General features: G+C 59.1%; 14 protein-coding genes and 2 pseudogenes. 6 read left to right on the top strand and 10 right to left on the bottom strand.

Annotated features, from left to right (window positions below; all coding sequences use genetic code 11):
• Positions 1–185 precede the first annotated feature (185 nt).
• Complete coding sequence (locus ACMXYJ_RS09305) at positions 186–785, bottom strand: FMN-dependent NADH-azoreductase (RefSeq protein WP_415759571.1); 600 nt, start codon at positions 783–785, stop codon at positions 186–188.
• A 229-nt stretch (positions 786–1,014) separates the two neighbouring features.
• Entirely contained in the window at positions 1,015–1,344 is a 330-nt protein-coding gene (locus tag ACMXYJ_RS09300) for a 3-phosphoglycerate kinase (RefSeq protein WP_140677303.1), read from the bottom strand.
• 49 nt (positions 1,345–1,393) lie between these two features.
• Between ACMXYJ_RS09300 and ACMXYJ_RS09295 the strand changes: the two genes are divergently transcribed.
• The 4 genes and pseudogenes from ACMXYJ_RS09295 to ACMXYJ_RS09280 all read left to right on the top strand — a co-directional run bounded on the left by ACMXYJ_RS09295 (position 1,394) and on the right by ACMXYJ_RS09280 (position 5,613).
• Positions 1,394–2,317, top strand: coding sequence for a LysR family transcriptional regulator (locus ACMXYJ_RS09295; RefSeq protein ID WP_056742659.1), 924 nt, complete (start codon positions 1,394–1,396; stop codon positions 2,315–2,317).
• Positions 2,318–2,331: 14 nt separating this feature from the next.
• Positions 2,332–3,137 (top strand): annotated as a pseudogene (locus ACMXYJ_RS09290) (alpha/beta fold hydrolase).
• Positions 3,138–3,140: 3 nt separating this feature from the next.
• A complete protein-coding gene (locus ACMXYJ_RS09285) occupies positions 3,141–3,698 on the top strand; it encodes a peptidylprolyl isomerase (protein ID WP_415759570.1) in 558 nt (185 codons plus the stop codon).
• 82 nt (positions 3,699–3,780) lie between these two features.
• The gene (locus ACMXYJ_RS09280) at positions 3,781–5,613 is read left to right on the top strand and encodes an ABC transporter ATP-binding protein (protein ID WP_415759569.1); all 1,833 of its coding nucleotides are present in this window, start codon (positions 3,781–3,783) and stop codon (positions 5,611–5,613) included.
• Between the two features lie 125 nt (positions 5,614–5,738).
• Here ACMXYJ_RS09280 and ACMXYJ_RS09275 read toward each other — a convergent pair whose 3' ends face one another.
• Positions 5,739–6,863 (bottom strand): GNAT family N-acetyltransferase, encoded by a 1,125-nt coding sequence (locus ACMXYJ_RS09275; protein ID WP_415759568.1) that lies wholly within the window; start codon positions 6,861–6,863, stop codon positions 5,739–5,741.
• 282 nt (positions 6,864–7,145) lie between these two features.
• On the opposite strand from ACMXYJ_RS09275, the gene ACMXYJ_RS09270 reads away from it, so the two are divergent.
• Entirely contained in the window at positions 7,146–8,462 is a 1,317-nt protein-coding gene (locus tag ACMXYJ_RS09270; RefSeq protein ID WP_415759567.1) for a putative porin, read from the top strand.
• 227 nt (positions 8,463–8,689) lie between these two features.
• Here ACMXYJ_RS09270 and ACMXYJ_RS09265 read toward each other — a convergent pair whose 3' ends face one another.
• From ACMXYJ_RS09265 to aceK, 3 genes are all read right to left on the bottom strand, one after another.
• Positions 8,690–9,811 carry a beta-ketoacyl-ACP synthase III gene (locus ACMXYJ_RS09265; RefSeq protein ID WP_415759566.1) on the bottom strand — a complete coding sequence of 374 codons (1,122 nt, stop codon included), beginning with the start codon at positions 9,809–9,811 and terminating at the stop codon, positions 8,690–8,692.
• Between the two features lie 344 nt (positions 9,812–10,155).
• Entirely contained in the window at positions 10,156–14,067 is a 3,912-nt protein-coding gene (gene hrpA / locus ACMXYJ_RS09260; protein WP_415759565.1) for an ATP-dependent RNA helicase HrpA, read from the bottom strand.
• Between the two features lie 258 nt (positions 14,068–14,325).
• Positions 14,326–16,044: a bifunctional isocitrate dehydrogenase kinase/phosphatase gene (aceK, locus tag ACMXYJ_RS09255; RefSeq protein WP_415759564.1), complete on the bottom strand. Its 1,719-nt coding sequence runs from the start codon at positions 16,042–16,044 to the stop codon at positions 14,326–14,328.
• A gap of 129 nt (positions 16,045–16,173) precedes the next feature.
• On the opposite strand from aceK, the gene ACMXYJ_RS09250 reads away from it, so the two are divergent.
• Positions 16,174–17,082, top strand: coding sequence for a DMT family transporter (locus ACMXYJ_RS09250; RefSeq protein ID WP_415759563.1), 909 nt, complete (start codon positions 16,174–16,176; stop codon positions 17,080–17,082).
• A gap of 95 nt (positions 17,083–17,177) precedes the next feature.
• Here ACMXYJ_RS09250 and ACMXYJ_RS09245 read toward each other — a convergent pair.
• The 4 genes and pseudogenes from ACMXYJ_RS09245 to ACMXYJ_RS09230 all read right to left on the bottom strand — a co-directional run bounded on the left by ACMXYJ_RS09245 (position 17,178) and on the right by ACMXYJ_RS09230 (position 20,918).
• Positions 17,178–18,023, bottom strand: a pseudogene (locus ACMXYJ_RS09245) (DMT family transporter).
• A 96-nt stretch (positions 18,024–18,119) separates the two neighbouring features.
• A complete protein-coding gene (locus tag ACMXYJ_RS09240) occupies positions 18,120–18,284 on the bottom strand; it encodes a hypothetical protein (protein WP_165353262.1) in 165 nt (54 codons plus the stop codon).
• A 165-nt stretch (positions 18,285–18,449) separates the two neighbouring features.
• Positions 18,450–19,697 carry a TerD family protein gene (locus tag ACMXYJ_RS09235; protein WP_415759562.1) on the bottom strand — a complete coding sequence of 416 codons (1,248 nt, stop codon included), beginning with the start codon at positions 19,695–19,697 and terminating at the stop codon, positions 18,450–18,452.
• Positions 19,698–19,979: 282 nt separating this feature from the next.
• Positions 19,980–20,918, bottom strand: coding sequence for an aspartyl/asparaginyl beta-hydroxylase domain-containing protein (locus tag ACMXYJ_RS09230; RefSeq protein WP_415759561.1), 939 nt, complete (start codon positions 20,916–20,918; stop codon positions 19,980–19,982).
• Positions 20,919–21,026: the final 108 nt, after the last annotated feature.

Below are 21,026 nucleotides of genomic sequence, written 5' to 3'. Positions count from 1 at the left end.
CCCACAGGGGTTGTGTGCTCATTCACTAAATCGCAGGCAAAAAAAAGCCCGATCTCGCTAAAGCGTTCAATCGGGCGACAGCACTCAGGAGCAACAAGTGCAAAGGGAGGTTCGATGCGCGTAAAGCCTTGAAGGGGTTGCGCCAGGCCACTTGAACATCAAGGGATTATCTGGCGATTAAAGCCTCAGGCGACGAGGGAAAGCTTGGCGTTGGCCTGGCTCAGGCCTTTCTCCTGGAAGTCACCGCCCAGGTTCATGCCTTCGGCGTGAATGAACGTCACGTCGTGGATCCCGATGAAGCCCATGACCTGCCGCAGGTAGGGTTCCTGGTGATCCGCGGTGCTGCCGGCGTAGATCCCGCCACGGGCAGTCAGCACGTAGGCACGCTTGCCGCTGAGCAAACCTTGCGGGCCGGTGTCGGTGTACTTGAAAGTCACGCCGGCACGCAGCACGTGGTCGAGCCAGGCTTTGAGGGTGCTCGGGATGGCGAAGTTGTACATCGGCGCGGCCATGACCAGTACATCAGCGGCCAGCAGTTCGTCGGTCAACTGATTGGAGCGTTCCAGGGAAACCTGTTCGATGTCGCTGCGCTGCTCGGCAGGTTTCATCCAGCCGCCCAGCAGGTTGATGTCCAGATGCGGCACCGGGTTGACGGCCAGGTCGCGAACGGTGATCTGGTCGTTCGGGTGCGCGGTTTGCCACTGGCTGATGAAGGTCTGGGTCAGTTGACGCGAAACCGAGTCTTGCTGACGGGCGCTGCTTTCGATGATCAGAACGCGGGACATGGGATGTAGCCTCCATCTGAGAATGTTGTAAGTCGATGGAGTGAAGGTTAAACAGAGTTAAATCGATGAAAAAGCGCAAATAACTGCTATAAACCATCAATAAATTCGTTTATAAGCGGAGCATGCCCTGTGGGAGCGGGCTTGCTCGCGAAGAGGCCGTGTCAGTCGACATCAATGTTGACTGACATACCGCTTTCGCGAGCAAGCCCGCTCCCACACGGTTGTAATGTCATTTTGGGGTGCAGGTCAGCTTGATACGCATCTTGATGATGCTTCGGTTGAACTTGGCGGTGGCATTTTTGTGTTTACCGGCGGCCACTTCGATATTGCGGGTGCGTGGCGCTTCCGGGCCATTGTTGAAAACGACCTTACAGGCCGCATCGGTGGTGCCGTAGTTGTTCACCTGAATGGAGGCGATGTCGCTATCCGTGTCATACGCGTTGTAGTCGATGCTCATGCCGTTCAGCTGTTTTTCAACGTCGATCGGATAGGCAAACGCCGTCAGCGGCAGCATCGCCAGCAGCACACAACCCGATACCACACAACAAAGCTTTTTCATTCAGCAGTCTCCAATATGGACTGCCAGCTTAGGACAAGAGGAGCTATTCATGAAAGCGCCCCGCGTGACCCTTGATCAATGGCGAACGTTACAGGCCGTGGTCGACCACGGCGGATTCGCCCAGGCCGCCGAAGCGCTGCACCGCTCGCAATCATCGGTGAGCTACACCGTGGCGCGCATGCAGGACCAGCTCGGCGTGCCGCTGTTGCGCATCGACGGCCGCAAAGCGGTGCTGACCGAAGCCGGCGGCGTGTTGCTGCGCCGGTCGCGGCAACTGGTGAAACAGGCCAGTCAGCTGGAAGATCTGGCCCATCACATGGAACAAGGCTGGGAAGCGGAAGTGCGGCTGGTGGTCGACGCCGCGTATCCGAGCGCCCGCCTCGTCCGCGCCTTGACCGCGTTCATGCCGCAGAGCCGTGGCTGCCGGGTGCGTCTGCGCGAAGAAGTGCTGTCGGGGGTAGAGGAAGTCTTGCTCGAAGGCGTGGCTGATCTGGCCATTACTGGCTTCAGCATTCCCGGGTATCTGGGTGCGGAATTGAGCGACGTAGAGTTTGTGGCTGTCGCTCACCCCGAACACCCGCTGCATCGTCTGAACCGCGAACTGAACTTCCAGGATCTGGAATCGCAGATGCAAGTGGTCATCCGCGACTCCGGTCGCCAGCAGCCACGGGACGTCGGCTGGCTCGGCGCGGAACAGCGCTGGACCGTCGGCAGCCTGGCCACCGCGGCAACGTTTGTCAGCAGTGGCCTGGGTTTCGCCTGGTTGCCTCGGCACATGATTGAACGGGAACTCAAGGAAGGTCTGCTCAAGCTGCTACCGTTGGACCAGGGTGGCAGCCGCAACCCGAGCTTCTATCTGTACTCGAACAAGGACAAACCTTTGGGTCCGGCCACGCAGATTCTCATCGAACTGCTGCGCACTTTCGACACTGCGCCGCTGGATGCACCTTTCGCCGCCCCTGAACAAGCCTGACACGGAGTGTACGCATGGCCTATTTCGAACACGAAGGTTGCAACCTGCACTATGAGGAATATGGCCACGGCACGCCGTTGCTGCTGGTCCACGGGCTGGGCTCCAGCACCCTGGACTGGGAAAAGCAGATCCCGGCGCTGTCGGCCCGCTACCGGGTGATCGTCCCGGATGTACGCGGCCACGGTCGCTCCGACAAACCCCGCGAGCGCTACAGCATCGCCGGGTTCAGCGCCGACCTGATCGCCCTGATTGAACACCTGAACCTCGGCCCCACTCATTACGTGGGCCTGTCCATGGGCGGCATGATCGGTTTTCAACTGGCCGTGGATCAACCGCAATTGCTCAAAAGCCTGTGCATCGTCAACAGCGGCCCCGAGGTCAAACTGCGCAGCCGCGACGATTACTGGCAGTGGTTCAAGCGCTGGAGCCTGATGCGCGCCCTCAGTCTGGGCGCCATCGGCAAGGCCCTGGGCGGCAAGCTGTTCCCCAAACCCGAACAGGCCGACCTGAGACAAAAAATGGCCGAGCGCTGGGCAAAAAACGACAAACATGCTTATCTCGCCAGCTTCGATGCAATCGTTGGCTGGGGGGTTCAGGAACGACTTTCGAGGGTCTCCTGTCCAACCCTCATCGTCAGCGCCGACCGTGACTACACACCGGTCTCGCTGAAAGAAACCTATGTAAAACTGCTGCCCGATGCCCGGCTGGTGGTGATCGCCGATTCGCGCCACGCCACCCCGCTGGATCAACCCGAAATGTTCAACCAAACACTGCTCGAGTTTCTCACCGCAGTCGACACCACCTCACTCAGGATCACTGACCCATGCTGAAAAAAATCGCCCTCGTCGCTGGCTCCGTTCTGTTTGCCGCCAACCTGATGGCCGCAACGCCCGCCAAGGCGCCGCACGTGCTGCTGGAAACCACCAACGGCCAGATCGAGATCGAACTGGACCCGGTCAAGGCGCCGATCAGTTCCAAGAACTTCCTTGATTACGTCAACAGCGGCTTCTACAACAACACGATTTTTCACCGTGTGATTCCAGGGTTCATGATCCAGGGCGGCGGTTTCACTCAACAAATGCAGCAGAAAGAAACCAAGGCACCGATCAAGAACGAGTCCAAAAACGGCCTGCATAACGTCCGTGGCACGCTGTCGATGGCCCGCACCTCTAATCCTGATTCGGCCACTAGCCAGTTCTTCGTCAACGTCAAGGACAACGACTTCCTCGACAGCGGTGACGGCTATGCGGTCTTCGGTAAAGTCGTGAAAGGCATGGACGTGGTGGACGTCATCGTCAACTCGCAAACCACCACCCGTGGTGGCATGAAAGATGTGCCAGCCGACCCTGTGTTCATCAAGTCGGCCAAAGTCATCGACTAAGCTACACAGGAAGTATTGAGCGGCTGCCGGAGTGCGCCGCTCACACTGTTCAAAGGAGAGCCCGTGCGCGGGCGGAGAACTGATGCTTTATCGCCGTTTCGAGAAACTGATCGACATTTTCCGCGAGGCCCCGACGGCCGCTCCGCCGGATCGGGTTCTGCCTTTTTATACCTATTACTTGAAGCAGGTCTGGCCGAGTTTTGCCGTTCTGCTGTTCGTCGGTCTGATCGGTGCGCTGATTGAAGTGGCGCTGTTCAGTTACCTGAGTCGCATCATCGACCTGACCCAAGGCCCGCCTAACGTCGATTTCTTCAAGGAACACGGCATCGAGCTGGCCTGGATGGCGGTGGTAGCCCTGGTTTTTCGGCCGATCTTTGTTGGCCTGCATGACCTGCTGGTGCACCAGACCCTGAGCCCCAGCATGACCAGCCTGATCCGCTGGCAGAATCACAGTTATGTGCTCAAACAGAGCCTGAATTTTTTCCAGAACGACTTCGCCGGGCGCATCGCCCAACGCATCATGCAGACTGGCAACTCGCTGCGCGATTCGGCTGTGCAAGCGGTGGACGCGCTGTGGCACGTGCTGATCTACGCGATCAGCTCGCTGGTGCTGTTCGCCGAAGCCGACTGGCGCCTGATGATCCCGCTGCTGACCTGGATCGTCGCCTTCATCAGTGCCCTTTACTACTTCGTGCCACGGGTCAAGGAACGCTCGGTGGTGTCCTCCGATGCGCGCTCCAAACTCATGGGGCGGATCGTCGACGGCTACACCAACATCACCACCCTGAAGCTGTTCGCCCACACCAACTCCGAGCAGCAATACGCGCGCGAAGCGATCAAGGAACAAACCGAAAAAGCCCAACTGGCCGGCCGGGTGGTCACCAGCATGGACGTGGTCATCACCAGCATGAACGGCTTGCTGATCGTCGGCACCACCGGCCTGGCCCTGTGGCTGTGGACGCAGTCGCTGATCACCGTCGGCGCGATTGCCCTGGCCACCGGCCTGGTGATCCGCATCGTCAACATGTCCGGCTGGATCATGTGGGTGGTCACCGGCATTTTCGAAAACATCGGCATGGTTCAGGACGGTTTGCAGACCATTTCTCAACCGGTCAGCGTCACCGATCGCGAGCAGGCCAAACCGTTGCTGGTCACCCGTGGCGAAGTGCGTTTCGAGCACGTGGATTTCCACTACGGCAAGAAGAGCGGGATCATCGGCGACCTCAACCTGACCATCAAGCCCGGCGAGAAAATCGGCCTGATCGGTCCGTCCGGCGCAGGCAAGTCAACCCTGGTCAACCTGCTGCTGCGCCTCTATGACGTGGAGGGCGGACGCATCCTCATCGACGGCCAGAACATCGCCGAAGTCGGCCAGGAAAGCCTGCGCGAGCGCATCGGCATGATCACCCAGGACACATCCCTGCTGCACCGCTCGATCCGCGACAATTTGCTGTACGGCAAACCCGACGCCACCGATGCCGAACTCTGGGAGGCGGTGCACAAGGCCCGCGCCGACGAGTTCATCCCGTTGTTGTCAGACTCCGAAGGCCGCACCGGTTTTGATGCCCACGTCGGTGAACGCGGGGTGAAACTCTCCGGCGGTCAGCGTCAGCGGATTGCGATTGCTCGCGTGCTGCTCAAGGACGCGCCGATCCTGATCATGGATGAGGCCACCTCAGCGCTGGATTCGGAGGTCGAAGCAGCGATCCAGGAAAGCCTCGAAACCCTGATGCAGGGCAAAACCGTGATCGCCATCGCCCACCGGCTCTCGACCATCGCCCGCATGGACCGGCTGGTGGTGCTGGAAAAAGGCAAGATCGCCGAAACCGGCAGCCACGCCGAACTGCTGGCCCATGGCGGGTTGTATGCACGGTTGTGGCAGCACCAGACGGGTGGATTTGTCGGGATAGATTAAGTCTCTAACCTGATGATCGTTCCCACGCTCTGCGTGGGAATGCCTCAAGGGACGCTCCGCGTCCAGTGACGCGGAGCGTCATGGGCTGCATTCCCACGCAGAGCGTGGGAACGATCTTGCCCCCATCAGTCTTGCCGGTAAGGCAAGGCCGTCCTCGCTTCCTCGGCATACGCCAACACACCGACGCGCTCTTGCTGCAGGAAGTCTTTGACGGCAGCTTTCAGGCCGGGATGACGCAAGTAGTGCCATGAATGAGTGATCACCGGTTCGAACCCGCGAATCAACTTGTGCTCGCCCTGGGCACCGGCATCGAAACGCTGGAAGCCATTGGCAATCGCGTAGTCCATGCCCTGGTAGAAACAGGTCTCGAAGTGCAGACGATCGAACTCTGCCAGACACCCCCAGTAACGACCGTAAAAACTGTCGCCACCCACCAGACTGAAGGCCATGGCCACCGGCCGTGAGCCTTGCTTGGCCAGCACCACACGAATCGACTCTGGCATGCGCTCGGCCAGCAGACTGAAAAACTCCCGCGTCAGATAGGGCGCTTGCCGACGCACTGCGTAGGTATTGGCGTAGCAGGCATAGACAAAATCCCATTGCGCCTGATCGAGTTGCCTGCCTTCAAGCCATTCGAAATCAATGCCCTGCCCCGCCACTTGTTCGCGTTCCTTGCGCATCTGCTTGCGCTTGCGCGAACTGAGGGCGTCGAGGAAGTCCTGAAAGTCCCGATAGCCACGATTCTGCCAGTGGTACTGACAGCCGATACGCTGTAACCAGCCCGGCTGCTCGGCCAAGGCCGCGTCAGTGAACGGATCGGTGAAGTTGATGTGGGCACTGGAGAGTTGTTCGATTTCAAGGTAGCCCGGCAGGCTTTTCAACAGTTCGAAACCGTCCTCGAGCGTGGCCGCCAGTAAACGCGGGCCACTGACCGGACTGAACGGGACCGCCGTCAGCAGCTTGGGGTAGTAATCGATACCGGCACGCTCACAGGCATCGGCCCAGGCGTGATCGAACACGTACTCACCGTAGGAATGCCATTTGCGATAGCTGGGCAGCGCGGCAATCAGGCGATCACCTTCGATGTGCAACAAATGCTCGGGTTGCCAGCCGGAATGCGGGCCGACGCTGCCGCTGTCTTCCAGCGCACTGAGAAAGGCGTGGCGCAGAAAGGGCTGATTCTCGGGCACCAGGGCATCCCACGTCTGCGACGCGATTTCGGACAGACTTTCCAGACGTTGCAGCGGCATCAGTTCTTCCCTACTTCTTTGCGTGAAAGCCCGGCGAGTATCGCCCATCGCCAAAAAATCCACACGAGCAATCCGCCGACAGGGCTCTGGACAAGGGTGTACGCCATATTTGTATCGTCATCGAGACGCCATCACTTTGCCACTGCACTGTCATAAACCATCGCGATACTGGCGCCTGTTTTTAGAGCGCCGGGTTCTAAACCTGGTCACTGTTTTCCGTCCGTCAACGGTCGGTTGTGTCCTGGATGGCTCAGTCATCCCATTACATCTTCGGAGATTGATATGCGTCTTGCTTCCACGAAAACTGCGGCGGCCTTGTGTGGCGGGTTGCTGCTGGCCATGAGTGTTCCGGCCAGCGCCGCAGTCGACGCTAAACTGCTCGACATGCTCAAGGCAAACGGCTCGATTTCGCCTGCGCAGTACACCGAACTGCAAGCCGAGCTGGCCAGGGATCAAAAAGACCAGCAAATAGCCCGCCAGGCTCAACAAGAGACTAACGAGCAGATCGCAGCGACTGCGAAGAAAACCAATGAACTGAGCACCTTCGACCAGAAACTGGCGTGGGCTGCCAAGACTCAATTCAAGGGTGACGTGCGTTTCCGTCAGGAAAACGTCCACAACGATGGCGTTTCAAACAGCAAAGACCAGGACCGTCAGCGCATTCGTGCCCGCTTGGGTGCCTACAGCGAGATCAACCCGCAAGTCGACACCGGCATCCGTATCGCCACCGGTAACAACGACGACGCTCGCTCCACCAACCAGAGTCTGGACAATTACTTCGACAAGAAGCAGATCTGGCTGGACCAGGGTTACGTCGACTACCACCCGGACGCCATCAAGAACCTGCACATCGTTGGCGGCAAGATGCCGCAACAATGGGTGAGCATGGGCGACATCATCTGGGATAGCGACATCAGCCCGGAAGGTCTGTCGGTGGCGTACAAATACCCGCTGGGCGCCAGCACCGAACTGTTCGGTAGCGCCGGTCACTACACCCTCAAGGACAACGTCGATGGCGACGGCGTGCAATTCAAACACGACTTGCGTCTGTACGCCGGTCAGTTGGGCGCGCGCTTCGCTATCACCGACAACCTGAAACTGACCCTGGGTGGCAGCGTCTACGGCTACGACAACGACGACGACATCCGCACAGGCGGCACCAGCATTCCAGCCGCATTGGCCATCAACGGCAACAGCCCGAACGAGCAATTCAAACTGTACGAAGGCTTTGGTCAGCTCGACATCGGTGGCCTGCCTATGCCGCTCTCGCTGTACGGTCAGTACGTGAACAACCAAGACGCCAGCAACGATCAGGATTCTGCCTGGCTGGCCGGTGTAAAGACCAAGTTCTACGGCTTCGCAGTGGACTACAACTACCGCGACGTACAACGTAACGCGGTGGTCGGCGCCTTCACCGACTCCGACTTCGCCAACGGTTTCACCGGTTCGCGTGGCAGCAAGTTGAAAGTGAGTTACGAGCTGGACAAGAACTTCGCCCTGGGTGCGTCGTACTTCATGGCTAACTCTGACTACACCAACGCCAACCTGAAAGACTCGGACATCAACACCCTGCAACTGGATGCTGAAGCCAAGTTCTGATTCCCCGCTACACGACTCGGGCAAGGAAGCCCGAGACGCTTTTACAAACTCGCGTTGTGGTATCGGTCCCCATCATCCGTCCGATATTGCAGCGCGAGTTTTTTTTGGCGCAAAAAAAGATCGCAGCCTGCGGCAGCTCCTACACCGACCGTATTCCAACCGCGATATCGCGTTGAAATCCAATCCCGTGTAGGAGCTGCCGCAGGCTGCGATCTTTTAATGCAAACTCAGCGCTTGCGCAGAATCACGCTACCAATCGAGTAACCGGCGCCGAACGAGCTGAGCACTGCCAGCGAACCGGCGGCCAGATCGTCCTGGTTCTTGTGAAACGCAATCACGGAACCGGCGGAGCTGGTGTTGGCGTAGGTGTCGAGAATCACCGGGGCTTCTACTTCGGTGGCTTCGCGGCCCAGCAGTTTCTTGACGATCAGGTGGTTCATGCTGAGGTTGGCCTGGTGCAGCCAGAAACGTTTCACGTCGCTGATGTTGAGCGTGTTCTCTTCCAGGTGCGTAGCGATCAGCTCGGCGACCATCGGGCAGACATCGCGGAACACCTTGCGGCCCTCCTGCACGAACAGTTTGTCCTTGGCGCCGATGCCCTCTTCCGCCGCGCGGTTGAGGAAGCCGAAGTTGTTGCGAATGTTGTTGGAGAACTTGGTCAGCAGCTTGGTGCTGACGATGTCGAACTGATACTTGGACGTCGCCAGGTCAGCACGTTCGATGATCACCGCAGTCGCGGCGTCGCCGAAGATGAAGTGGCTGTCACGGTCGCGGAAGTTCAAGTGCCCGGTGCAGACTTCCGGGTTGACCATCAGGATCGCCCGGGCCTGGCCCAGTTGCACGCTGTTGGTCGCCGCCTGAATGCCGAAGGTCGCCGAGGAGCAGGCGACGTTCATGTCGAAACCGAAACCCTGGATGCCCAAGGCTTCCTGGACTTCGATGGCGATGGCCGGATAGGCCCGTTGCAGGTTGGAGCAGGCGACGATCACGCCGTCGATGTCCGCGGCGGTCTTGCCGGCACGCTGCAAGGCTTGCTCAGCGGCACCGATGGCCATTTGGCAAAGCACCGACCACTCGTCATTCGAGCGTTCCGGCAGGCGTGGCGCCATGCGTTGCGGGTCGAGGATGCCTTCCTTGTCCATGACAAAGCGGCTTTTGATGCCAGACGCCTTTTCGATAAACGCCGCGCTGGACTCGGTCAACGCTTCGATTTCGCCGCGCGCGATGGCGTCGGCATTGTCGGCGTTGAATAGCGCGACGTAAGCGTTGAAAGACTGCACCAGCTCTTCGTTGGAGATGCTGTTGGCCGGGGTGTACAGGCCGGTGCCGCTGATGACGACGTTATGCATGGTCGTTTCTCTAATCTGTTCAGGCAGAAAGTGTTGGCACCGACGTACCAACACACAAAGGATCTGCTCCCTTCAGGGGGAGCAAACCTGGCATCGCTTTATTCCGATCCGCCCAGACCTGTGAAGGCTCAAAACCGCGGGGCCGGCGTTTATAGGCGCGAAGTTTGCCATAAACATTGGGTTTTGGCGCCATTTTGCTGAATGACTTCCACCTACAGGCAATACAAAAACCTGTGGGAGCGAGCTTGCTCGCGATGGCGGCCTGACAGGCAACATAGATGTTGAATGTGATGGCCTCATCGCGAGCAAGCTCGCTCCCACAGTGGATTGTGCAAACCTCGACTCTAGGGTTCGACCTGGGTCCATTGCTTGTTCAGGCGCTTGTCGGAGATCGGCACCTTCGTCCCCAATTGTTGGGCGAACAGGGAAACCCGGTATTCCTCCAGCCACCAGCGATAGAGTTCCAGCTGCGGATCGCGTTTGCCTTCCTGGGCATGTTTGTTGGCGCGGGTTTGATATTGCGTCCACAGGCCAGACAACTCGCCACTCCAGACCCGATCCCTCTGCACCTGAGCGCCGATTTTCTCGAAGCGCTGCTCGACCGCTTTCAGATAACGCGGCAATTCCTTGAGCCACTGCATCGGGGTTTCACGGACAAACCCCGGATACACCAGATGACTGAGCTGCTGCTTGATGTCGTTCAGGGCCACGGCTTGCGCCAGATCAATCTTGCCCTTGAAGCGTTTTTGCAGGCCGTGCCAGAGCTTGAGGATTTCCAGCGTCAGTTTGGCCAGGCGCTCGGCGTGCTCGGTCCAGCCACCGCGCTTGCGTTCGGCCAGCGATGCCAACCCGGCGCCATCGCGAGGCAACGGGTCTTCGCCGTCGAGAATGCAGCTGTCGAGGCTGGCCAGCAGGATGTCTTCGACCAGACTGTCGATGCGCCCCATGTCGCGGTACATCAGGCCCAGTTCGGTCAGCCCCGGCAACTTGCTGCGCAGGAACTTCGCCGGTTCGGCCAGTTGCTGCATCAGCAAACGCTGCAAGGCCCGACGATGCTGGAACTCGGCTTCGGCCGGCGTCGAGAAACGTCCTTCCTTGACCGTGCCGCTCTCTTCCACCAGCGCCGGATACACCGTCATCGATAGCCCGGCGATCTTCTGCTGGGTTTTTTCGGCAACGGCGGCAAACACTTTCGGCTCCACCGGTTGCTGATTTTTCGCAGTTTGCGGTACAGCCAACGCGGCCTGACTGGCTTCAGCAAAGCGTGCGGTCAGTTCCGCCAGATCACGCCCTTCGCCCAGGAACTTGCCCTGGCCGTCGACGATTTCCAGGTTCATCCGCAAATGACTGTCGACCTGCTGCGACGCTTCGGCCCAGGCTTCATCGCTGACCCGCGCACCGGTCATGCGCAACAGTTCACGGCCCAACGCTTGAGGCAACGAGCCCTCAGCGAAAGTCATGCGTTGCAATGCGGCTTTGACGAAGTCCGGCACCGGTACGAAATTCTTGCGCAGGGCTTTGGGCAGGTTGCGCACCAGCGCGATGCACTTGGCCTCGTTCACGCCCGGCACCAGCCACTCCAGGCGTTCTGGCGGCAGCATCGGCAACAACGGCGCCGGCACACGCAGGGTCACGCCGTCACGCGGATGGTTAGGTTCGAAGTGGTAACTGAGCGCCAACTCCAGATCACCGATGTGCAAGGTGTCCGGGTAATGCAAAGCGGTGACTTCGCTGGCCTCGCGGGCCAGCACGTCTTCTTCGCGCATGATCAGCAGTTGCGGGTCTTTCTGGCTGTTGACCCGGTACCAGCTGTCGAAGGTCGCGGTCTGGTGGATCTCCGCCGGCAGTCGCGCATCGTAGAAAGCGAACAGGGTTTCTTCGTCCGCCAGAATGTCGCGACGGCGAGCCTTGGCTTCCAGTTCGTCGAGCTGTTCCAGCAATTGCGCATTGGCCGTCAGGCACTTGGCTTTGGACTGAATCTCGCCGCGCACCAGACCTTCACGAATGAAAAACTCACGAGAAACGACTGGATCAATCGGCCCGTAATGCACCGGTCGGCGACCGACCACGATCAACCCGAACAAGGTGATTTGCTCGAAAGCTACGACTTGACCGCGCTTCTTCTCCCAGTGGGGTTCGAAGTGGTTCTTCTTGATCAGGTGCCCGGCCAGTGGTTCGATCCAGTCGGCGTCGATCTTGGCGACCATGCGCGCGTAAAGCTTGGTGGTTTCCACCAGTTCGGCGGCCATCAGCCATTGCGGACGCTTTTTACCGAGGCCCGATGACGGGTGAATCCAGAAACGCCGCTGACGCGCACCGAGGTAATCGCCTTCATCGGTTTTCTGACCGATCTGGCTGAGCAGCCCCGAGAGCACGGCTTTGTGCAGTTTCGGGTAATCCGCCGGCTCTTTATTGAGGCTCAACTGCATGTCGCGGCAGATCAGGCTCAGTTGACGGTGAGAGTCGCGCCATTCGCGCAGACGCAGGTAATTCAGGAAGTTCTTGCGGCACCAATTGCGCAGCGGGCTGGCGGTCAACGCCTGACGCTGTTCTTCGAAACCACGCCACAGATTGACCAGCCCGGCGAAGTCCGAGTCCACGTCTTTCCACTGCGCATGCGCCTGATCCGCCGCTTGCTGACGCTCCGGCGGACGCTCGCGCGGGTCTTGAATCGACATGGCGCTGGCGACGATCAGCACTTCCTGCAAGCTGCCGAGTTTCGCCGCTTCCAGCAACATGCGGCCCATGCGCGGGTCCACCGGTAGCCGCGCCAACTGGCGACCGAGCGGGGTCAGCTGGCTGTTGCGATCGACTGCCGAGAGTTCTTGCAGCAGGTTGAAACCGTCGCTGATGGCTTTGCCATCCGGCGGCTCGATAAACGGGAAATCGGTGATCTCGCCAAGGCGCAGATGCAGCATCTGCAAAATCACCGCTGCGAGGTTGGTGCGCAGGATTTCCGGGTCAGTAAATTCCGGGCGACCAATGAAATCTTCTTCGCCGTATAGACGAATACAAATACCCGGCTCGACCCGTCCGCAACGACCTTTACGCTGGTTGGCGCTGGCCTGGGAAATGGCTTCGATGGGCAGGCGCTGGACTTTGGCGCGGTAGCTGTAACGGCTGATGCGCGCGGTGCCGCTGTCGATCACGTAACGAATGCCCGGCACGGTCAGCGAGGTTTCCGCGACGTTGGTCGCCAGGACCACGCGCCGGCCTGGGTGCGACTGGAAAATCCGCTGCTGTTCGGCTGGCGACAGTCGTGCGTAGAGCGGCAGAATTTCGGTGTGCTTGAGCTGGGCCTTGCGCAGCATGTCCGCCGCGTCGCGAATCTCGCGCTCGCCGGGCAGGAACACCAGCACATCGCCGGGGCTCTTGCGCTCGCTGCGTTCGAACGCGGCGATTTCGTCGAGGGTGGCGAGGATCGCCTGATCCACCGTCAAGTCATCCTCGACGCGGTTGCCCTCTTCGTCCTGCTCCAGGGTCAGCGGGCGGTACCAGGTTTCCACGGGGAAGGTGCGGCCCGAGACTTCAACAATTGGCGCATCATCGAAATGCTTGGAGAAACGCTCCAGGTCGATGGTCGCCGAAGTGATGATGACTTTCAGGTCCGGACGACGCGGCAGCAGGGTTTTCAGGTAACCGAGCAGGAAGTCGATGTTGAGGCTGCGTTCGTGGGCTTCGTCGACGATGATCGTGTCGTAGCGTTCGAGGTAGCGATCGTTCTGGGTTTCCGCCAGCAGGATGCCGTCGGTCATCAATTTGATCAGGGTGTTGGAATCGCTCTGGTCCTCGAACCGCACCTGATAGCCAACCAGCGCACCCAACGGCGTCGCCAGTTCTTCGGCGACCCGGCTCGCCACGCTGCGAGCGGCGATTCGACGGGGCTGGGTGTGGCCGATCAGGCCATGCTGACCGCGGCCGATTTCCAGGCAGATCTTCGGCAACTGGGTGGTTTTACCCGAGCCGGTTTCACCGGCAATGATCAGCACCTGATGCTTGAGCAGCGCTACTTTGATTTCGTCGCGCTTGGCGGCGATCGGCAGGCTGTCGTCGTAACGAATCACCGGCAGGCTGGCCCGCCGCGCCAACACCTGATCACAGGACGCCTGCGTGCGCGTCACCCACTGGGCCAGTTTGGCCTCGTCAGGTTTTTTGCGCAGCTCAAGCAACTGCCGCCGCAGCCGGTGGCGGTCGGCGAGCATGGCGTGATCGAGGTTTTTCAGCAGTTTGTCGATGGAAGGCGATTCGTCAGTCATCAGGTACGCAATAAGTCGTCTAGTGGCGCAGGGGGCGGATTGTCGCAGATTTGCGGGGTGTTTGGCGTGTCAGTTGGGGCCCCAATCCCCTCACCCTAGCCCTCTCCCGGAGGGCGAGGGGACTGACCTATGTGACTTTCGAAAATTTGCGACCTGAGATATCGAGGGGAATACACGCTCTGAAACCACCACAGATCGGCTCCCTTCCCCCCTCTCCCCCGTGGGGAGAGGGCTGGGGTGAGGGGTGATTTTCCGGCCCTATTCGTTGTCCAAGCCCTTACGCCGATACGGGAACACATCAATCACCTTCCCGGCCCGAATGGCTTCCTGAAGGCTTTTCCAGTAATCGGCGTTGTAAAGCTCACCATGCAACTGATCAAACAACTTCCTTTGCCCCGAATCAGCAAACAAAAACGGCGGAAACTCTTCAGGAAACACATCCAGCGGTCCGATGGAATACCAAGGCTCCGACGCCATCTCATCTTCCGGCGTGCGCGGTTGCGGGATATGCCGGAAGTTGGCCTCGGTCAGGAAGCAGATCTCGTCATAGTCATAAAACACCACCCGCCCATGACGGGTAACGCCGAAGTTCTTCAGCAACATGTCGCCGGGAAAGATGTTCGCCGCCGCCAGTTGCTTGATCGCCAGGCCGTAATCTTCCAGCGCCTCACGGACCTGAGCATCGTTGGCGTTCTCCAGATACAGGTTCAACGGCGTCATCCGCCGTTCGGTCCAGCAGTGGCGGATCAGGACGGTGTCACCCTCTACCGACACGGTGGACGCTGCCACTTCGAGCAATTCTTCCAGACAGGCCGGGTCGAACTTGCTCAACGGGAAACGGAAGTCGGCAAATTCCTGGGTGTCGGCCAGGCGCCCGACCCGGTCGACGCTTTTCACCAGACGGTACTTCTCGATCACCGTGGCGCGGTCGACGTTCTTTGACGGCGAGAAGCGGTCCTTGATGATTTTGAATACGGTGTTGAAGCCCGGCAGGGTAAACACGCTCATCACCATGCCACGCACGCCCGGGGCCATGATGAACTGGTCGTCGGTGTTGGCCAGGTGGTTGATCAGCGCCCGGTAGAACTCGGATTTACCGTGTTTGTAGAAGCCGATCGAGGTGTACAGCTCGGCGATGTGCTTGCCCGGCAGGATGCGTTTGAGGAAACCGATGAACTCCGCCGGCACCGGCACGTCGACCATGAAATACGAACGGGTGAACGAGAAGATGATCGACACGTCCGCTTCATCGGTGATCAGCGCATCGATCTGAATCCCGCGACCTTCGCGGTGCAGCAGCGGAATCACCAGCGGCCATTGTTCGTCCTGGGTGTAGATGCGCCCGACCAGATACGCGCCTTTGTTGCGGTAAAGCACCGAGGAAAACAGTTCGACGCTCAGTTCCGGGTCCTTGCAGACCCAGTCCGGCAGGTTCTCGCGCAATTGCCCTTCGAGTCGGGACAGGTCGCCCGCCAGGTTGGCGTAATCCTCGCTGAAGCGGTAGTCGGCAAAAATGCTCGCCAGCATCCCGGACAACTGTCCCTGGGGCTTGTACGTGCGGGTTTGTGCCGCACGGGCCCGGCGCAGGCTTGGTCGGGTGGTGTGGATGAACATGCAGCCGTCGCTGATCAGGTCGTGGCTGAACAGCCCGCAGAAAATCGAGTTGTACCAGGTTTCGGACAGTTCATCGTCGAAGCGCAGGTCGATCAGCGCGATGTAAGCGCTTTTGACCAGCGGCCAGCAGCTGACATCCAGCGTGTCGGCGTCGAAAGCGATGTGCAGCCGCCCCACCGTTTCGCCGACTTTTTCTTCGTAGAGATTGATCCGCGCGGCCGACGCCGATTGCGTCTCTTGCCACTTGGCCTGCTCGAAGCGAGCCCGGGCGCCGTCGGTGATCTGGCGGAAATGCTCGCGGTAATCGTCAAAGCCATCGAGGATCATTCGGGCGATGTCGGCGGCTGGCCATTGCTGCGGCATAGGTAAAACCTCGGCGGCTGATGCTTATCGTGGGGCCTGAGCTTAGTGGCCCTTTGTTACGCAACGCAACCATTGCCTTGCATCCTGACTGGCGCGACACTTGCGCGCCAATCAAGGAAGGAAAGCGCTGTGAACCCCGTCGATACTCTGCGTTTGTTGTCGCTTGCCGCCATTTGGGGCGCGAGTTTTCTGTTCATGCGCATCATCGCCCCGGTGATTGGCACAATCCCCACTGCTTTTTTCCGCGTGTCGATTGCCGCGGCCGGCCTGTTGGTGATTCTCGGGCTGATGCGCATCAGCTGGGATTTCAAAGGCAAACTCAAAACCGTGATGCTGCTCGGCGTGATCAACTCCGGGATTCCGGCGACCCTCTATTCGGTGGCTGCGCAAGTGCTGCCGGCCGGTTATTCGGCGATTTTCAACGCCACCACGCCACTGATGGGCGTGCTGATCGGCGGTCTGTTCTTCCATGAAAAACTCACCGCCGCCAAACTTGGCGGTGTGTTCCTCGGGCTGCTTGGTGTGGGCATCCTGACCCGAGCCGGTCCGGTGGCGTTCGACATGGAACTGCTGATGGGCGCCCTCGCCTGCCTGCTCGCCACGACCTGCTACGGTTTCGCCGGGTTCCTCGCGCGCCGCTGGCTTGATCAGGCCGGTGGTCTCGACAGTCGTCTGTCGGCGGTGGGCAGCATGCTCGGCGCGACGTTGTTTTTGCTGCCGCTGTTTGGCTACAGCGTGATCAGCCAGCCACCGGAGAGCTGGGGCGGCTGGAGTGTCTGGTTGTCGTTGCTGGGTTTGGGGCTGGTGTGCACGGCGCTTGCGTACATTATTTACTTCCGGTTGCTCAGCTCGGTCGGGCCGGTGAAGTCGATGACCACGACCTTCCTGATCCCGCCGTTCGGGGTGTTGTGGGGGGCGTTGTTGCTGGATGAGCCGTTGTCGATGGCGCACATCTATGGCGGGGTGTTGATTGCGGCAGCGTTGTGGCTGGTGTTGAAGTCGGCGGTGGTGAAGTCGAAAGAGGTGGTTGCCAAGTAGTTTTGTGATGCGGCCGATGTGAATTCGGTGCGAGCCGAGCATGCGCTGGCCAGATAAAAAAGGCCTGGAGCTCATGCCCCAGGCCTTGTTTTGTTTCAGGCGTTTTTACGGAATACGAACACCAGACCGATGATGATCAGCAACATGCCAAGCATGCTCAACGCCGCCAGCCGGTTGCCGAAAATCAGGTAGTCCATCACCGCCGTTACCGCCGGCACCAGGTAAAACAGACTGGTGACATTCACCAGATTGCCCCGTGCAATCAGCCGATACAGCAACAAGGTCGCAAGCACCGACACCACCAATCCCATCCATAGCACCGGCACGATAAAACCGGTGCTGTGTTCGAAATGAAAGGGTTGGAAAGGTACGAAGATCCCGCAGAGCAACAGCCCTGCCAGGTACTGCACTGGCACAAACTACATTGACTTCAGAACCGAACGTCATGCTCGCCAGCGCCAGCAAACCGAAGAGCATGCCGGCCAATGACATACCGGCCAGACCGATGCCTTGGTAAACCACCATGATCAACCCGGCCAAACCCAGTGCCAGACCGAACACTCTGCTGGCTGATCGCTGACGCTCCATGATCACCACGGTGAGAATCGGTTGCACGCCCATGATCGTTGCCATGACGCCCGGTGTGACTTTCAGGTCCAGGGCCAGCAGATAGAAAATCTGATAAGCCCCCAGCAAAACCACACCCGTGGCCATCGCATACACCATCGGCTTGCCGCCCTTGGGCAGCTTCAATTTGAGCAACGGCACCAGCAGCACCAATCCGCAGATTGCGATAGCGAAGCGAAGCGAATCAACAGAAAAGCAAAGGGTGACGCGTGGGCCAGGCCCCATTTGGAGAAGATCGCCCCGCTGCTCCACAGCAGAACGAACAGGCTCGTGGACGCCGCCGCGAGCGCGGATTGTTTCGAAAGGACAAACATGTATACCACCTGTAGTCAGGCAAAAAGCCAACTCAGCCGAAGCTGAAATTCAGTAGTTTTTTCAGGCGGAGGGAGGAAACAGCAAAAAGAAGCTGATCAGCCCGAGAAGCCAACGCCTGGCGGTGATACGACTGCGCACACCGGCGTGCTACTGACAGGTGGAGGGTAATGACTGATCTGCGCAGGCTGCTGATTCCCGCACGGCACGACGCCAGCGTTGACCGCTGAATCGACTACCGCGTTGATGAGGGAAGCTGGCATGGGCTGATCTTTTTGAAGGGTAGAAAGGTGGGTTGGAAAACACCGAGCGCCGACTATAACCAGCGTGTGAGATGGATTGCAATGACTTGCCGAAATGACCTGCAAGCCAGCAACGCGTCACTCTGGCGTGTAGCGACTCGAGGAGTGCCACACGCCAGTACGGACTCAGACGTATTGTTTCTTACCGCTTTTTTCCGCAGGACACCCTTTAAACACGGGGGGTCCATCCATGGTGATCACTAGCGTGTCACCCTTGCGCGACAGCCAGGGTGTCGCTTCGCTGCCTGTCTTGGAGGTCACACCGGAAGGACTCAGCTCAATGTGATCCAGATCTATCTCGATCAAGCCGATTACATAGGTGTAGACCGCATCGCTGAAAGAACCGCCCTTGAACTCAAAAGCGCACTCAACGACCTGGTCGCCGTATTCCATACGCATCTTCGGTTTCAGCGAAGCCACGGAGACGGCACCATTGCCGACGGCGGAGTAAACGCTGCAGACCAGCGCGACTTTACCGCCCATACGCTGCGAGATCGCAGGGTTGATGTCGACCGTTTCTATAGCCGGCGCAGAAGCGCTGGCGCTGACCACGTCTCCGGTGTGGAAAACGAAGGGATCGATGTCAAAGGCACCGCTTTTGTCGGGGGCCTGGATGATGGACATTCGGCCATCAGGCCGAAGGATGCCGATCCTGAGGTCGAGATCGTCATTGTCCTCATCATCGCCGTTATCAATCCAGGTCGCGCTGACCCGGATGACCTTCGGTGCGGACGGGCCTTTTTCCAGTGACACCTTGTGGCTGGTGCCTGGCTTGTCCAGGGTGATGACGGACTTGGTGATATTGACCGGTTGCAGGGTCGGTGCGACCGCCGGGGCAGATGGCGCTTCGTCGTCAACTTCAATCCCATAGAGACCGCAGAGCCCGGCAAGTCCCGAAGCGAACCCCTGCCATACCGAGCGCGCTTTGAGCTGGTCGTTTCGAACGTACAACTCGAGCACGATAATGCCAGTCTCCTGAGAGAACGACCCAGGCGCGAGTTCCAGCACTTGGTCGCCGACTATGACTTGGGCGCGCAGGTCCTTGACCGCGGCAAAACCGCCGGCGCTGCCATCTTGCGTCAGGGTAATCGCGATCTTCGTGATACTGGCCGGGAGGCGAGACAAATCAAAGCCGATTCGGTGACTGACGGCGCCACTTTGCGTGAGCGGCGCGATGAAGGTGGCGGCACCTGAAGCGTGTTCCGGCGCGTTGAAGAAAACCATGCCGCTGTCATCCATCACCTTGCCGGTTTCGGTGACGAGGAAGGCCGTGAGGTTAACGTCCAGGTTGTCGCCAGCAGCATGGGTGACCACTACCTGCCCTTTGGGCATGCTGAGGCTGGTGTTCTCGCCGGGTTTGAGGGATTGATTCAATGGGAGTCGCCTATTCCATGGGATGTATGGCAGCACACTGCTTGTGTACTGCGCCTTCATTGAGGGATTGCGCGAGCCAGCTAAAGGAAAAACCTGTCCTTCAGAGCCGTACCGCAGGAGGGAGTTTAACGGCTTGCGTCCCTCTATGGCGCTTTGTGCGAGTCGACCACGTCGGGAGCGCGCGCGCGCACAGAACCGACCGGGGCTCGCTGGGTTTTCCGCCAATATGACCCGCATAAAAAAACCGCTCACATCGAGCGGTTTTTTGTTCAGATGCCGGCCTCAACCAAACAACCAATACCCCAACATCGTCAGCACCACCACCGCCAACACCGGCCGCAGCACGCGGTAGGCCTTGGGATTACGACGCTTCCACCGCTTGACCACACCGCTGAACTTGTCGCTGGAGTTCTTGCTCCAGGCATAAACCTGGTTAATCCCGCCAACACGTTCATCATCAAGATTCTGCGGTGCAGTGGCGCGACCCAAAAAGCCACTGACCCAGCGGTTGATGCGGGTCATGAGGCGGTTACTCAGCGGTCGTTCGATGTCGCAGAACAGGATGACCCGAGTCTTGTCCGTTTCGTTCTTGACCCAATGCACGAAGGTTTCGTCGAACATCACGTCTTCGCCATCACGCCAGGCGTAGACCTGACCGTCGACGAAGATCCGGCAATCGTCGGAGTTGGGCGTCGACAGCCCCAAGTGATAACGCAGGGAACCGCCGAACGGATCACGGTGCGGGTTGAGGTGGCTGCCGCCTGGCAGCAACGCGAACATGGCGCCTTTGATGTTGGGAATGCTGCTGAGCAGTGCCACGGTTTTCGGGCACAGGGCTTCGGCCGATGGCAGTGGTTTGTCGTACCACTTGAGGTAAAAGCGCTTCCAGCCTTTCTTGAAGAACGAACCGAAGCCGGCGTCGTTGTTCCTTTCGGCGGCGCGGATGTAACCCTCGTCGAACAAATGCATCGCTTCGTCGCGGATGACTTCCCAGTTGTCCTTGAGCACATCCAGTTCCGGGAACTTGCTGCGGTCAAGATAGGGTTTGGATGGCACGCTGGAGAACAGGTACATCAAGGCGTTATAGGGCGCGAACAAAGCCGAGTGGTTGACGAACTGACGCAAGACCGGCAAACGCGCCTTGCCGCGCAAATGCACATAGAGAGTGCTGCCGAAGAACAGCAACAAAAGCGACGCCTTTGCGGCAAGGGAAACGGTCATCAACAACTCCTTGATAGTAGACAACTTTGCACAACGCCATTTACCCGACGTGGCAGCCGGCCATGATAAACATTACCGGCCTCGGGAAACACCCGTGTATCCCAACAT

Origin of the sequence: Pseudomonas arabinosi (assembly GCF_047758675.1) — a bacterium.
GTDB lineage: Bacteria > Pseudomonadota > Gammaproteobacteria > Pseudomonadales > Pseudomonadaceae > Aquipseudomonas > Aquipseudomonas arabinosi.
Note: the sequence above shows the minus strand (reverse complement) of the source record. Positions and strands in the feature narration are given on the sequence as shown.